Here is a 14,542-nt window from a genome sequence, read left to right as displayed (position 1 = left end):
GGTAGCTCGGTCGGCGAGCAATCCGGCGGGCGACCACGCCGCCTACCGGGCCAGCGAACGGTCCTGCTCGCCCCGGTCCGTTCGCCGACGACCGCACGCGAGCGCGGGGGCCGAGTCGAACGCGGTCGAGAGCCGCGGCCTACTTTCGACCGAAAGTGGATTTAGACGCCCGAGGTCCGTTTCGGCTCGGTCGCCCACTGTTTCGAGGACTCGAAACTCTGTTTCACCGCTTCGAGCGACTGTTTCGGTGCGTCTGGTCCCCCGATTCGACCGACTGTCGGTTCCGAGCGTCCCGCAGGTCGTGGCTCCTCGGCACTCGCTCCGAACGACGCGGGAGAGCGAGCGCACCGACACTGACGCCGGGGACGAGGCCCGAACCACCACAGCGCCACCCGGCTGATTTCGACCCGAACCATCGGTTACGAAGTGTAGATAAAATACTCTGAACCACTACAGAACATAGTTCATACGTGGGTGAACGATACGGAAGAGGCGGGAAATGGCCGAAACAACGCTCCAACTCCCCATAACAGTGGTAACGGTCTCCCCGGTATTAATCCCCCGACTGGTAATGGTGAATCAGACCGTCCATGTCTGCAAGCAAGGACCCCGTCGAATCGACCGACACGACCGAGATAGCCGACGACGCGACCGAGACCGACGAGACCGACGAACTCACGCGCGACGACATCTTCCACGTTCTCCAGTGTCGCCGCCGTCGTCTCGTCCTGAAGTACCTACAGGAACACGACACGCCGGTAAAGATGACCGACATCACCGAGAAGATAGCGGCCGTCGAACACGACACCACGGTCGCGGCGCTCAAGTCCCAAGAACGCCAGCGCGTCTACATCGCGCTCTACCAGTCCCACCTCCCGAAACTGGACGAGGAGGGCATCATCCAGTACCAGCAAAATCGCGGCATCGTGGAACGCACCGAGCGCACCGACGCCTTCGACCGCTACCTCGACGAGGAGCCTTCGATGCGCGACGACGACGCGACCGAGCCTCAACCGGCCGACGCCGAGCGCGACGAGGGGGCACAGGACACCGGAGCCGACGACCACGCGTGGTCGCCGCTCGCGCTCGGCGGCGCGGGCTTCGGACTCGCGCTCGGCGGCGCGGGCTTCGGACTCGCGCTCGCGGCGCTCCTCGGGGCGATGGTCCCCGGTTCCCCGGTTCCCCTCGGGGTGAGCGTCGCCATCGCTGCGGTGACGGCCGTCGCGCTGGTCGCGGCCGGGGTCGCGGGGAAGTTCCGCCGCGAGGAGTAGCATAATCGACAGCCCCGACGAGTAGCGCGGCCGACGCCGGGAACTGCCGCGCGCTCTCGCGCTCGCCGCCCTGCATCCGGGCTTCTTTCTTCTCCGTCTCTACGATTCGTCACACTCCGCGTCAGAGTACTGGAGAAACACCGGTTCGTCGGTACGGCCGTACTCGAAGAGGAGGCGAGGACAGAGGTCGCGGTCCGCGTTCTCGACCCCGAGGAGTCGCCCCCGCGCCGACTTTCCATCGACGGTACCGCGGACCGCGACCGGGGATTCGCCCGCGGCCGGGTCTCTCACGACCGACTCCTTCGTCCCCGGCGGGACCTCGTGCGACTCCCACTCGCCGAGTCCCTCGGCGGTCTCGACCGCGAAGCGGAACGCGTGGCGCTCGTCGGTCCCGTTTCCGAGTTCGATGGTCAACTCCTCGACTCTCCCCGACTGGCCGCCGAGACCAGCGCAACCGCCGAGGAGACCGACGGCGGTCGAACTCCCGGCGAGAAAGCGGCGTCGAGTGGCGGGCATTTCCCGACAGACGGTGGCGGGGCGGAATAAACGTTACTCCTCGGACCGGTCGCTGTCGGGCGCGAGTCGCGGAAAACGGAGAGAACGACGCGGCGAGACGCCAATCGACGGGCGGTGAGGTCGCCCCGTGAAGAGTCGCCGACCTCGCGCGTCACGCCCGGTGGCAGGGGCGCGACGGTATCCCGACTCCGCCCGTCGAGGAGATGGTCCGGAGTCCGGCCGCGTGGTCGTCCCTCCTCGGGAGCGCTCGGTGAAAGACGCTCCGTCCGAGACGACGGCTCCTACCCACCTACCTATACGGGCGATAATCGCGGGCTAGACACCTGCTAACGCCGTCCCGATTTCGAAACGCGGTCCGTCGCCGCGGCTCGCTCGCGGGACAATCGGTAGCAGGCGCATAATGAAAGCCTCGGGCGACGACGGGTCGGTATGGGGGACAAACCGATATTGCAACTCGTCGAGGAGTCCGACGAGTTCGAACAGTGCCCGGACTGCGGTCGCTACCTCGCGCGGACCGGGAACCACCGGTGCGGCGGCGACGAACCGGCCGAGAGCCCGCCGAACCGGGCCGAGCGCGACCGACGCGCTCGCGCGGACACGCGAGGAGATGACACCGTGGTCGGGGTGTTCACGCGGAACGGCACCAACACCTACGCCTACCACGACCTCACGAACGGGAAACCCCGGTGCGGATGTCACCGCAACGCGGACGCCGACGAACTCGACACGGTGACCCTCGGCCGGGCGAAAGACCGCGGCCTCTCGCCTTGCGGAAACTGTCGGCGACTGCGGTGAATGCGAGACTGCGGTGAGCGCGGGACTACGGTGAACGACTCGGGGAGCGCGATGCACTCGGCCGACTAACAGATTTATCCGGCGCATACTCAGTGTCCCCGCCCGCGACGAGCTATCCATGTTCGGAACCAGCGGCGTTCGCGGCGAAGTCGGCGGAAAAGTGACTGCGCAGTTGGCCTTCGACGTGGGCCGGGCCTTGGCCTCCGAGGGTTACGAGCGCGTCGTCGTCGGCAGGGACGCCCGCGAGAGCGGCCAGTTGCTCGCCGACGCGGTGAGCGCGGGCCTCCGGGACTGCGGTGCCGACGCGGTGCGGGCGGGCGTCGTCGCCACGCCCACCCTCGCGCGGAGCGTCTGGCAGGTCGATTGCGACGCGGGGGTCGAAGTGACCGCGAGCCACAACCCGCCGACGGACAACGGGCTGAAACTGTGGGACGTGACCTCCCGAGCGTTCGACCGGCCGAAACTCGACGCCGTCGCCGACCGAGTGGGCGACGGACGGTTCACTCCTCGGTCGTCCAGCGAGTTGGGGAGCGAGATTGCCGCGCCCGACCTCGAAGCGAACCACCGCGACGCCCTCCGCGAGGCGACCGACCTCGGCGGCGCGGACGGTCTCGGAGACGGGGACGGTCTCGACGGCGAGGAGGGCCGCGACGGCGCGAACCTGTCGGTCGTCGTGGACGCGGGCAACGGGCCGGGCGTCCTGACCGCCGACGCGCTCCGGGACCTCGGCTGTTCGGTGACGACGCTGAACGGCGAGCGCGACGGCCGCCTCTCGGGGCGACCCAGCGAACCGACCGCCGACCACTGCGCGGACTTGCGGGCCATCGTCGCCCGAGGAGACGCCGACTTCGGCGTCGCTCACGACGGCGACGCCGACCGAACGATGGCCGTCACGGAAGACGGCGAGTTCGTCGCGGGGGACGTGCTGTTGGCGCTGTTCGGGCGGCGTTACGCCGAGGAGGGAACGCGAGTCGCCGCGCCGCTCAACACGAGTCTCGCGGTGGACGACGCGCTCGAATCGGTCGGTGCCTCGCTCACCCGGACGCGAGTCGGGGACGGCTACGTCGCCGACCGACTCCGGGACGAGGGCGTCGTCTTCGGCGGCGAACCCAGCGGCGCGTGGATATGGCCCGACGAGGCGCACTGTCCCGACGGCCCGCTGGCGGCCTGCCGACTCGCCGAACTCGTCGCCGAGGAGGGGCCGCTCTCGGAACTGGTCGAGACGGTGGCGACCTACCCGACAAAGCGCACCAGCGTCCGGACCGACGACAAGCGCGGGACGATGGCGGGCGTCGCCGACGCGCTCGCCGACCGACACGACGAGTTGGACACCCGCGACGGGGTTCGCGTCGAGGTCGAAGACGGGTGGCTCCTCGTTCGCGCGAGCGGGACCCAACCGCTCGTCAGGGTGACCGCCGAGGCCGAGACCGACGACCGCGCGAGCGAGTTGTTCGACGAGGCGGTCGCGCTGGTCGAGCGCGTCGAAGGCGACGAGAGAAGCGCGTCGGCGACGAGCGGTGCTACCGGTCGGTAAGTCTCGAAATTCGGGAGAAAACGCGGCGGTCAGTCGAGGTAGCCCAACGATTGAAGTCGCTGTTCGACCTCGTCGTCGTCTACTTGTTCGTAGCTATCACTGGCTTCCGACTCGACCTGCGCCAGCACCTCTTCGAGGACGTAGGCGACGTACTCCTCGGGCGCGTCGAAGTCGGTCCGGGGGAGTCGTCGCTCGACGCGACTCACGAGGCGGTCGGGGACTGCGAGACTCCGGGTGTCGTCGCCAGCGGACTGGTCGTCTGAATCGGCCGATACGGCGGCGTCGGCGGACTGCTGTTCTGCCTTGCCCATGTCCGGACACCCGACCCCGGCACACAAAAGTCGGCGTCATCGTTACGAGCGGGGCGACTCCGCGGGAGTCGCCTTAGAGACGGGATAGACGGACTTAGCGACGGGATAATAATCGGCGGGGACCGCGTGGAGTGAGTCATGTCCGACGAGCGAAACGTCGTGTTGCTCACGATAGACAGCATCCGCGCCGACCACTGCGGGTTCGCGGGCGGCGACGGGAACCTGACGACCCACATGGACCGCCTCGCCGACGAGGGGTTGACCTTCGAGAACGCCGTCGCTCCGGCCCCGGCGACCCACGGTTCGGCGACCACGTTCCTGACCGGCGAGTTCCCGATAGAGCGCGAGGGCGCGAAAGGCTCCGACCGCGCGTCGATGAAGGCCCACATCCGCGACCACCTCTCGGCCCGCGACACGGTGGCCCAACAGTTCTCCCGGATGGGCTACGAGACCGCGGCGTTCACGGCGAACCCGTGGACTTCCCGGTACTTCGGCTTCGACGAGGGGTTCGACCACTTCGAGGACTTCATGGACGACGACGCCTCCGAGAGCTTCCTGAAGGACGGCGAGCAGACCAACGCCCTGTCGTCGCTGGCTGTCAAGGCGATGAACTGGTGGCAGGGCCAAGACATGTTCATGTCGTGGGAGGCGTTCTACGACGACATCGTGTCGTGGACCGAATCGGCCGACGAGCCGTACTTCTGCTGGGTGTTCCTCGTGGACGTTCACCTGCCCTACCTCCCGCCGAGGGGCTACCGGTCGCGCTCGCGGTTGGCGAGCTACCCGGCCAACCTCGCGCTGTTCGCCGACCGGGACGGCGACGGTCTCACTCCCAAATTCCACGACGTGCTGACCGACACCTACGAGGACACGATTCGCTACACCGACGAGTTCGTCGGGCGCGCTGAGCGGGACCTCGCCGACGACCCGCTGTTAGTAATCCACGGCGACCACGGCGAGGCGTTCGGCGACCACGGGATGTACGGCCACGGCCGGGACCTCTACGAGGAGCTAACCGACGTGCCCCTCGTCGTCGCCAACGGTCCCGAGGGCACCGTCGAGAAACCGTTCTCGTTGCGGAACCTCCCGGACCTCCTCGGGTCGCTGGCGCGGGGCGAGGAGTACGACGACGCGCTCGACACCCACGTCTTCTCGCACAACCGGATGCCGACGGTCGCGGTCCGCGGCGAGGGCTGGAAGTACATCTGGTACCCGCACACCGACGAACTCTACGACCTCGACACCGGCGAGACCAGCGAGTGTCGAAACGACGACCTCCGGGAACTCGGCGCGCGACTGGTCGAAGACTGGCGGGAGGCTCACGCAGAACGCGAGCGAATCGCCAGCGCCGCGGACTCCATCGCGGGCGACGAAGCACTCTGAGGTGGTTTCCGGTCGAACAAGCCGCCGCCGTCGTCGGAGTCGTCGCCGACGCGCGTCATCGAACGAATCGCCGACGGCCGGTCTCGCCGTCGTCCAGTTCCGCCAGCGCCTCGCGGTAGTCCCGGTCGGTGAACCGCTCGCCGTCCACCCGGACCTCGCCGTCCCCCGAGACGACGACGGTGTGGGTTCCGGCCCGGAATTCGAGTCGCCACTCGTCGTTGTCCTGCCCGTCGAGCGCCTCCAGCACGCCGGGGTCGAGAACCTCGTACAGCGGCGGCGACTTCCACGGGTGAACGTCCTCCTCGTCGGTCAGCGCCAAGCAGACGCGGGTGCCCAGCGACCCCGGCGGGCGCTCGTCGGCAGTCCCGTCGTCGGCGGTCCCGTCGTCGCCAGCCCCGCCGTCGCCGACAGTGCCATTCTCGCCGGTCGCGCCGTCGGCAGTTGCGCCGTCGGTCCAGAACTCGTCTGCGGATTCGTCGCTCGCGGTCGTGTCTCGCTGCATCGCTCTCACCGTCGGTGCGGTTCGGGTTAATTATACGTCTAGTAAGGCTTCTCCCGGCCGAAATCGGTCGAATGCGCAGTTCGAGAACCTCTCGTTACCGACCGGAGTGACGTGGGAGGAGCCGCGATTCGGGGGCCTCCTCGGCGAGGAGGTCCGGTCGTGTCGCGTCCGGTCGAACCGGGGCGGAGTCGGGTCGGTCCGGGTCCGGTCGAGCCGGTTTAATCGCCGAATAGTAAACCTCCTCGTGGGGGAACTGACGAGTAGAATGCAGGCCACGATTCTCGCCGCCGGGAAAGGCACGCGAATGCGACCCCTGACAGACGAGACGGCAAAGCCCATGCTCCCCGTCGCCGACCGGCCGCTGGTCGCGCACGTCGCCGACGCCGCGATTCGGGCCGGGGCCGACGAACTCGTGTTGGTCGTCGGCTACGGGGCCGAGGAGGTCCGGGAGTACTTCGGCGAGGAGTACGCCGGAGTCCCGGTCGCCTACGCCGAGCAGGACGAACAGACCGGCACCGCCGACGCGGTTCGGGCCGCGAGTCCGCAGTTGAACGGCGACTTCGCCGTGCTGAACGGCGACAACCTCTACGACCCCGAGAGTCTGACGGACCTGTTCGACTCCGCGCCCGCGGTCGGCGCGTTTCGGGCCGACGAGCCGTCGAACTACGGTGTCCTCTCGACGGACGGCGGGCGCGTCACCGACATCGTGGAGAAGCCCGCGGACCCGCCGACGAATCTGGCGAACGCCGGAGCCTACGTCTTCCCCGAGGAGACGACCGACTGGCTCGGCGTCTCTCGAAGCGAGCGCGGCGAGTACGAACTGACCGACGTGTTGGACCGCGTGGTCGCGGAGTTCGACGTGACGCCGGTCGAACTCGGCGACTGGCTCGACGTGGGTCGCCCGTGGGAACTGCTGGCGGCCAACGAGCGCCGCGTCGCGGAGATTTCCCCGCGCGTCGCGGGCGACGTGAGCGACGACGCGACCCTCGACGGCCCGGTCGTGGTCGAGGAGGGCGCGACCGTGAAATCCGGCGTGGTAATCGAGGGACCCGCGGTCGTCCGGGAGGGCGCGAGTGTGGGGCCGAACGCCTACGTCCGGGGAAACACCGTCGTCGGCCCGGACGCCAAAGTCGGCCACGCCGTCGAGATAAAGAACAGTCTCCTCCGGGCGGGCGCGACGGTCGGCCACCTGAGCTACGTCGGCGACAGCGTGCTGGGCGAGCGCGTCAACTTCGGCGCGGGTACCGTGACCGCGAACCTCCGCCACGACGACGAGCCGGTGAAGCTGACGGTGAAAGGCGAGCGCGTCTCGACGGGTCGCCGGAAGTTCGGCACGGTCGTCGGCGACGACGCCAAGACCGGCATCGACACCAGCATCGACCCCGGCGTCCGTCTCTCGTCGGGCGCGACGACCCCGCCCGGCGAGACGGTGGACCGGGACCGATAGTGCTGGCCGCCGACTGCCTCGATTTCGTTCCCTGAGACCCCATGAGCGACTCCATCGCCCGCGGCTTCGTCTCCGTCGTCGGCACGAAACTCGTCGTGTTAGCCGTCGGTATCTTCTCGTCGCCGCTGTTGGCGCGCCTCCTCGGGGAGGCCGACTACGGCGACTACAGCTTCCTGCTGTCGGTGTTCTCCATCTTCATGATCTTCGTCAGTTCGGGCGTCACCGACGGCGTGCAGAAATTTTTGGGCGAGGAGCGCGCCGATTCGTCGTGGCACGAGCGCGTGGTCGGGTTCTACTTCCGACTCGCGGTGTTGCTGGCGCTGGTCGGCGCGGGCGCAATGGCGTGGTTCGCCCAGTCGGACCTGCTGGCGCGACTGGTCGAGGGCGACGAGTTCCGGCGCTACTTCCTGCTGTTGGGCGGGTTGGTCGTGGCCGCGCAGTTCCGGTCGTACGCCCGCCGGACGCTGATGGGGTTCGGGCTGGAACCCTCCGCGGAGTTGGTCCGGGTGACCAACCGCCTGACGTTCGTCGGGGCCGCGCTCGCGCTGGCGTCCCTCGGCTACGGCGTCGAGGGCGTGCTGGCGGGCCACATCGTCGGGAGTTCGTTCTCGGCGCTGTTGGGCTTCGCCATCGTCGCGCGGCAGGTGTCGATACGCGGGTCGATGCGTATCGCGCCGCGGTCGTTCCCCCGCCGGGAACTGCTGTCGTTCAACGGCATGAGCGTCGTGTTGGTCGCCCTGTTGATGTCGATGTACCACGTGGACGTGCTGATGATTCGCGTGTTAGTGGACGGCCCGGCCACCGCGTTCTACAAGGTCGCGCTCGTCCTCGCGGAGTTCCTCTGGGTCGCGCCGATGGCCCTCCAGACGGTCCTGTTGCACTCGACCTCGAAGCTCTGGTCGAACGGCGACACCGAACGCATCAGCCAGATGACCGCGAAAATCACGCGCTACAGCCTGCTGTTCACCGCACTGCTGGCGGTCGGTATCGGGTCGCTCGCGCCCGTCGCGGTGCCGATGCTCTGGCCCGACGAGTACGTCGCATCGCTGACGCCGCTGTACCTCCTGTTGCCCGGCGCGGTCGGGTTCGCCGTCGCCCGGCCCCTCCTCGCGGTCGGACAGGCGAAGGGCGACCTCGGGCGACTCATCGCGGCGACGGGGGCGGCCGCGCTCGCCAACGTCGTCCTGAACTGGCTCCTCATCAACCGCTACGGAATGCACGGCGCGGCGGTGGCGACCAGCGTCAGCTACGGGTCGATGTTCTTCCTGCACGTCTGGAGCGCGCGGGGACTCGGTTTCGACCCGCTGGCCGACGCCAGATTGCTCCGGGGCGGCGTCACGGTGCTGGTCGGGGGCGGACTGGTCGTCGCGCTCTCGCAGTCGCTCGGCGAGTCGCTCGTCGCGCTCGCGGTCGTGCCGGTCGCGGGACTCGTCGTCTTCGGGACGCTCGCGCTCCTGACCGGCGCGCTCGACGCCGACGAGGTGTTGCAGGTCGGCGCGTCGCTCCCGGTCGTCGGCCCGCGGGTCGAGGAGCTACGCTTTCGTCTCCGCTCGTCGTCGGGCACCGACGCCGTGGAGACGTTCCAGCGCGTCCTGCTGGTCGCGGGCGTGGCGCTGGTCCTCGCCGGCGTGAGTTCGGCGCTCACGGGCGTTCCGGTGCCGGTCGGCGAGGACGGCGGCGGTGCGGACGTGCCGCTGACGACCCAACCGCCCGAACCGGACGCGACCGCGAGTCCGACCGAGGAGGTCCCGACGACCGACGCGACGACGAGCGAGTCCCCCGAGGCGACGACGCCCGGCGAACCGCCGGGCGGCGGGTCGGCGGACGGCGGGACCACCGCGAACGCGACCGCGACGACCGACGAGGCGGTCTCCTCGGGCGGGGCCGACGGCGACGCCGCCGACGGTGGCGACGCTGGCGGTTCGAGCGGTGGCGCGGGTGACTCCGACGACGGATCGGACGGGAGCGACGACTCCGACGAGTCCGATGCGACCACCACCACCGAGAGTACCACGTCCGAGACGACCACGACCACCGCCGATACCACTACTGCCACGACAATCACGACTACCGCCGATACCACTACTGCCAAGACGACCACGACAATCACCGATACTACTATTGCCGAGACGACTACGACCACCGCCGATACCACTACTGTCGAGACGACTACGACCACTACTGACACCACGACATCGGAGACGACCACGGCCGAGACGACTACGACCACTACTGACACCACGACATCGGAGACGACCACGGCCGAGACGACCACGACGACGAGCGGTGCTACCACGACTTCCGAAACCACCACGACCACGTCGGACACCACTACTGCCTCCGACACGACCACCGCGTCCGAGACAACTACGTCCGACACGACCACTGGCTCTGATACCACCACCACGTCCGATACGACCACTACATCCGAGACAACTACGTCCGACACCACCACCGCGTCCGAGACGACCACCTCCGACGCGGCTACCGAAACTACGACCACTACGTCTGACGCGCTCACCGAGACCACGACCACCATCAACGCGACCGCGACGGTCTCCTCGGTAATTACGACGGCGTAGCGCCCGCCAAGCGGTTCGGAATTGTTCTGCTTTCTTCGACGTGGTAAAAGGTGGCTCGTAGACTTCTATATATACTTTAAACCATCGCAGACATTTCTTAATCAGTGGCCACGACCGACGGACCCGCCCGGCGAGTGTGCGTCGATGGCGGCGGAAGCAGTCGGAAAGCCGAACGGTCAGTCACGAGGAGGGACTTTCGACGGCTATATTTACGTCCCATAAATCTGGTAGCACAGTTCGAACGACATGGTCGGAGTGACGCGACGGCGGCGCGGCGAAGCGCGGCGGCCGAGTCGCAGGACCCTGCTGGCGCTCCTCGTCGCCTGCGCGCTGGTCGGACAGGCCGTCGGCGCGGCCGCGGTCCCGCCGGTGAGCGAGCCGAAACCGGTAGCGGAGTCGGCCGACTCGTTCTCCTCGGCCGCCGGGGCCGACCCGGCCTCGCTCAACCGCAATGGACCGACGGCGGGAGTCCGGAGTCTCGACGCTCCGGCGACCGACACCGACGCCGGGAACGCGACGACAGTATCGGACACGTCGGGAACGGTCGTCGGGAACGTCACGCTCGTGACGGGCCATCGCGTCCGCGTGGTCGAGCGCAACGGGTCGATTCGCTACCGGACGCGGCCCGACGCCGACCTCCGGAAGGTGGTCACGAGCGAGGGCACCTACGTCTACCCGACCGGCATCGACTTCCGGCGCTTCGACAGGCGGCTGTTCGACGTGGACCTCCTCCGACGCCAGAACCTGACCGACCGCGAGCGCGAGACGATTCCGGTCATCGTCTCGACGGCCGCTGAGGAGTCCGACCCGACGCGACCGTCCGGGTCCCCGCCCGTCCGCGAGGTGTCGGGGCTGACCGACGACGAGTCGCTGGCGAGCATCGACGCCGTGGCCGCCGCCGTCCGGAAGCCAGCGGCCGGAGCCGCCTTCGAGGAGTTGGCGGCGAACGACCGGGTCGAGCGGGTCGCTCTCGACGTGGAGTACGAAATCAGCTTGGACGAAGTGACCGACGCGACCGGCGTCGGCGAGGCGCGCGCGGCCCACGGCGCGTCGGGCCGGAACGTCACCGTCGCGGTGGTCGATTCCGGCATCGACGGGGACCATCCGGACCTCGGGAACGTGGTCGCCGAGCGCGACTTCACGGGCGAGGGAGCGCGGACGAGCGCCCCCGACCCGGTCGGCCACGGCACCCACGTCGCTGGCATCGTCGCTGGCGACGGCACCGCCAGCGGCGGGCAGTACGTCGGCGTGGCACCGAACGCCTCGCTCCTCGACGCCCGCGCGGTCGGGAGCGACGGCCGCGCTTCGACCTCGGACGTGGTGCGTGCCATCAACTGGTCCGTCGAGTCCGGCGCGGACGTGGTCAGCATCAGCATCGGCGGCCCGGTCACCCGCGGGCGGTCGGTGGACCCGTACCGCGCCGCCATCGACCACGCCCTCGCGCGTGGCACCGTCGTGGTCGTCGCCGCGGGGAACGACGGCCCCGACGCCGCCACCGTCAGGAGTCCCGGCGTCGCCAGCGGTGCCATCACCGTCGGCGCGACCGACAAGAACGGCCAGTTAGCCTACTTCTCGTCGCGCGGCCCGACGCCCATCGGATTCCGCGTGAAACCCGACCTCGTCGCGCCCGGCGTCAGCGTCGTGAGCGCGGCCAGCGCGGACGCCGGGTACGACGCCGAGTACGTGAGTTCCTCGGGCACCTCGATGGCGACGCCGGTCGTCTCGGGTATCGCCGCGCTCCTGTTGGACGAGCGGCCGTCGCTCGCGCCTCGGACCGTGAAGTCGCTCCTCGTCTCGACCGCCGACCCGATTCCGAATCGGACCGTCTACGAACGGGGCGCGGGCGTCGTGAACGCGAGTCGGGCGCTGGACCCGAGCGTCGTCGTCTCGCCGGGCGTCACCGATGTCGGCGCACACGCGACGAACCGGACGGTCACGCGCGCCGTCACGGTGCGAAATCTGGCCGCCCGCGACCGCACCGTCGCCCTCGACGCGGCGCTCACGCCCGTCGATGCGACCGGCGAGGAGACCGCCGCGACGGCCGCGCTGAACCGCTCGACGCTCGCGCTGGCCCCCGGCGAGCGCGCGACCGTGGCCCTCACCGTGGAGACCGGAGACGCGGTCGGCGTCTACAGCGGCCGCATCACCGTGACGAACGCGACTGCGGAGTCGGGGGCGACCGCCTCGACGGCGGGCATCTTCGGCCTCGCGCGGACGCACCGGCTGACCGTCTCCAAGCACGCGCTCGGGTCGGGAACCGCGAGCGGCGACGCCGTGACCGTAATCGCGGACGACGACGCGCCCGCCGCCGACGTGCAGACGCTCGCGCTGACCGACGGGACCGCGACCGTCACCGCGTTAGAGCGGGTCGGCTACACCGTCGTCTCGTCCGGCACCGACGAGGAGACCGGCAGACCAGTCGTCACGGTGGCCCGCGCCGGGAAGAACGACACCGCCGTCCACCTGCGGGAGTCCGAGACCGTGGCGGCGCGGTTGAACGCGTCGCTCCTCCCGGCGGTCGAACCGCTCCGGACGAACGTCAACTACCGAGTCTCGACGCCGCGGTTCACCTACGTCGGCGAAGTCGAGGCCCGCGGCCCGTTGAGTCCGGACGCGCTGGTCTCGCCCTCGGAGAACCTGAGCGTCACCGTCGAGCGACTCCTCGGGTCGCGGGACGGGGCCGGGGACGGAGGTGAGTCCGGGAGCGGAGACGGGTCCGGGAGCGGCGACGACTCCGACGCCGGAAGCGGGAACGCGACCGGATTCGACCGGGCGGCGCTCTACGACGTGGTGTCGTCGCTGTCCGGGGTGACGACCGAGACGACCCACACCGTCCGACCCTCGGAGTTGGGCGAACTGAACGTCACCTACCGCCGGACCGGGACGGGACGCCCCTACGACCTGACGCTCGTCACCGACACGGGCGGCCCCCGAGAGGTCCAGTTCGACCACGCCTACCGGGGCCTCCTCGGCGACCGAACCGGACAGACGGTCTACGTCTCCTCGGCGGTCGAGCGCGTCGGTCTCCACCTTCGCTCGAACGCGACCGGCGGCGACCCGGACGGAAGCGACGGGGACGACCCCGGCGGGTGGGCGTACGGTCCGGCGACCCCGAATCGTCCGGTCCCGGCCAGCGGCGACCGGGTCGCCGTGGTGAAGAACGTCCATCCGCTCCGGTCGGACCTCGACCTCGCTATCGACGAGGAGGCCGACTCGCTGACGGCGACCTCGGCGGGCCAGCGTTCTCCCGTCGGCGACGCGGCCGACTCGAACCGGGTCGGCGGCGACTCCCTCGCGGACGCACGGCCGGGTCGCCTCCTGCTCGCGGTGAACGGGACGACGCGGGCGAACGCGACGGTCCGCGAGCGGGGCCACGGAAACGAGACGGTCCGGACCGACCTGTCGCCGAACGCGAGCGTCGCGGTAACCGCCAGCGACGCCAGCGACGCCTTCGCGCTCTCCGGAGAGACGGTGGCGCGCTACCGGTTCCGCTACCGGCCCGACGCCGCGACCGCCTACCGCCCGGCGAACGTCTCCGTCGGGACCGTCCGCTCGCGGTGGACGAACGGGACGGACGGGGCGACCGAATCCGCGACGCTCGGCATCGACAACGGGGTCCCGCCGGGACGGGCGACGGCCGAACTCGTCGTGGACCGCGACCGCTCCGCCGTCGAGTCGGTGACTATCGCCTACGCCCACGCGGGCGGCGGCGAGACGGTCCCGTCGGACCCCTTCGGCGAGAGCGGCGTCGCGTCGGCGTGGAGCGAGGCGACGGTCTCGGTCGCGAGCGAGTCGGCCGACGAGACCCGGTACGCTGGCTCGTTCGAACTCTCCGCGGAGGGCACGGTGGCGCTGGCGGTCCGAGTCGAGACGACCGCCGGAAGCGTCACCGAACGCGTCGCGCGACCGGCGTTCCGCGTGTCGGGGGTCGCGCCGCTCTCGGCGACGACCGGGCGGCCGACCGACGTGGACGGCGACGGGAGCTACGAGGACACCGACGGCGACGGCGCGGTGACGCGACGCGACGCCGCCCTCCTCTTCGAGCGGTACCGGACGCCGAACGTCCTCGACGCCGCGAAGTACTACGACCTCAACGGCGACGGGAGCGCCGACGTACTCGACGCACAACGGTTGCTAGCTAATTCGACCTCGGAGACCGAATGTTGTTAGCGAACGCGACTTCGGAGTACGAATTCGAACG

At 69.4% G+C, this 14,542-nt stretch carries 11 protein-coding genes; 8 read left to right on the top strand and 3 right to left on the bottom strand.

All coding sequences use genetic code 11. The annotated features are described in order from the left end of the window. Nucleotides 1–247 precede the first annotated feature (247 nt). Complete coding sequence (locus EPL00_RS23030) at nucleotides 248–400, top strand: hypothetical protein (protein ID WP_162224323.1); 153 nt, start codon at nucleotides 248–250, stop codon at nucleotides 398–400. A gap of 190 nt (nucleotides 401–590) precedes the next feature. Further along, on the top strand, nucleotides 591–1,271 hold the full coding sequence (locus EPL00_RS23025; protein ID WP_135855375.1) for a DUF7344 domain-containing protein: 681 nt from the start codon (nucleotides 591–593) through the stop codon (nucleotides 1,269–1,271). Between the two features lie 99 nt (nucleotides 1,272–1,370). Here EPL00_RS23025 and EPL00_RS23020 read toward each other — a convergent pair whose 3' ends face one another. Then, a complete protein-coding gene (locus tag EPL00_RS23020) occupies nucleotides 1,371–1,787 on the bottom strand; it encodes a hypothetical protein (RefSeq protein ID WP_135855376.1) in 417 nt (138 codons plus the stop codon). Between the two features lie 429 nt (nucleotides 1,788–2,216). Here EPL00_RS23020 and EPL00_RS23015 point away from each other — a divergent pair, with 429 nt between their 5' ends. Further along, the gene (locus EPL00_RS23015; protein ID WP_135855377.1) at nucleotides 2,217–2,582 is read left to right on the top strand and encodes a hypothetical protein; all 366 of its coding nucleotides are present in this window, start codon (nucleotides 2,217–2,219) and stop codon (nucleotides 2,580–2,582) included. Nucleotides 2,583–2,700: 118 nt separating this feature from the next. After that, the gene (locus EPL00_RS23010; RefSeq protein WP_135855378.1) at nucleotides 2,701–4,116 is read left to right on the top strand and encodes a phosphopentomutase/phosphoglucosamine mutase; all 1,416 of its coding nucleotides are present in this window, start codon (nucleotides 2,701–2,703) and stop codon (nucleotides 4,114–4,116) included. A 29-nt stretch (nucleotides 4,117–4,145) separates the two neighbouring features. Here the strand turns inward: EPL00_RS23010 and EPL00_RS23005 are convergent, their stop codons facing one another. Then, on the bottom strand, nucleotides 4,146–4,427 hold the full coding sequence (locus EPL00_RS23005; protein WP_135855379.1) for a hypothetical protein: 282 nt from the start codon (nucleotides 4,425–4,427) through the stop codon (nucleotides 4,146–4,148). A 138-nt stretch (nucleotides 4,428–4,565) separates the two neighbouring features. Between EPL00_RS23005 and EPL00_RS23000 the strand changes: the two genes are divergently transcribed. Then, nucleotides 4,566–5,810 (top strand): sulfatase, encoded by a 1,245-nt coding sequence (locus EPL00_RS23000; RefSeq protein WP_135855380.1) that lies wholly within the window; start codon nucleotides 4,566–4,568, stop codon nucleotides 5,808–5,810. A 55-nt stretch (nucleotides 5,811–5,865) separates the two neighbouring features. Here EPL00_RS23000 and EPL00_RS22995 read toward each other — a convergent pair whose 3' ends face one another. Next, nucleotides 5,866–6,312, bottom strand: coding sequence for a HalOD1 output domain-containing protein (locus tag EPL00_RS22995; protein WP_135855381.1), 447 nt, complete (start codon nucleotides 6,310–6,312; stop codon nucleotides 5,866–5,868). Nucleotides 6,313–6,577: 265 nt separating this feature from the next. Between EPL00_RS22995 and glmU the strand changes: the two genes are divergently transcribed. The 3 genes from glmU to EPL00_RS22980 all read left to right on the top strand — a co-directional run bounded on the left by glmU (nucleotide 6,578) and on the right by EPL00_RS22980 (nucleotide 14,511). After that, nucleotides 6,578–7,759, top strand: a complete 1,182-nt coding sequence (gene glmU / locus EPL00_RS22990; protein WP_135855382.1) for a bifunctional sugar-1-phosphate nucleotidylyltransferase/acetyltransferase — start codon at nucleotides 6,578–6,580, stop codon at nucleotides 7,757–7,759. 41 nt (nucleotides 7,760–7,800) lie between these two features. Beyond that, complete coding sequence (locus EPL00_RS22985) at nucleotides 7,801–10,341, top strand: lipopolysaccharide biosynthesis protein (RefSeq protein ID WP_202932760.1); 2,541 nt, start codon at nucleotides 7,801–7,803, stop codon at nucleotides 10,339–10,341. A gap of 246 nt (nucleotides 10,342–10,587) precedes the next feature. Next, nucleotides 10,588–14,511, top strand: coding sequence for a S8 family serine peptidase (locus EPL00_RS22980; protein ID WP_135855383.1), 3,924 nt, complete (start codon nucleotides 10,588–10,590; stop codon nucleotides 14,509–14,511). Nucleotides 14,512–14,542: the final 31 nt, after the last annotated feature.

The organism is Halorussus salinus (genome assembly GCF_004765815.2).
GTDB classification, from domain to species: Archaea; Halobacteriota; Halobacteria; order Halobacteriales; family Haladaptataceae; genus Halorussus; species Halorussus salinus.
This window is presented reverse-complemented; position numbering and strand designations above follow the sequence as displayed.

Coding starts and splice junctions, on each gene's coding strand:
- EPL00_RS23025 (WP_135855375.1), top strand. CDS start 591: ATGTCTGCAAGCAAGGACCCCGTCGAATCGACCGACACGACCGAGATA.
- EPL00_RS23020 (WP_135855376.1), bottom strand. CDS start 1,787: ATGCCCGCCACTCGACGCCGCTTTCTCGCCGGGAGTTCGACCGCCGTC.
- EPL00_RS23015 (WP_135855377.1), top strand. CDS start 2,217: ATGGGGGACAAACCGATATTGCAACTCGTCGAGGAGTCCGACGAGTTC.
- EPL00_RS23010 (WP_135855378.1), top strand. CDS start 2,701: ATGTTCGGAACCAGCGGCGTTCGCGGCGAAGTCGGCGGAAAAGTGACT.
- EPL00_RS23005 (WP_135855379.1), bottom strand. CDS start 4,427: ATGGGCAAGGCAGAACAGCAGTCCGCCGACGCCGCCGTATCGGCCGAT.
- EPL00_RS23000 (WP_135855380.1), top strand. CDS start 4,566: ATGTCCGACGAGCGAAACGTCGTGTTGCTCACGATAGACAGCATCCGC.
- EPL00_RS22995 (WP_135855381.1), bottom strand. CDS start 6,312: ATGCAGCGAGACACGACCGCGAGCGACGAATCCGCAGACGAGTTCTGG.
- glmU (WP_135855382.1), top strand. CDS start 6,578: ATGCAGGCCACGATTCTCGCCGCCGGGAAAGGCACGCGAATGCGACCC.
- EPL00_RS22985 (WP_202932760.1), top strand. CDS start 7,801: ATGAGCGACTCCATCGCCCGCGGCTTCGTCTCCGTCGTCGGCACGAAA.
- EPL00_RS22980 (WP_135855383.1), top strand. CDS start 10,588: ATGGTCGGAGTGACGCGACGGCGGCGCGGCGAAGCGCGGCGGCCGAGT.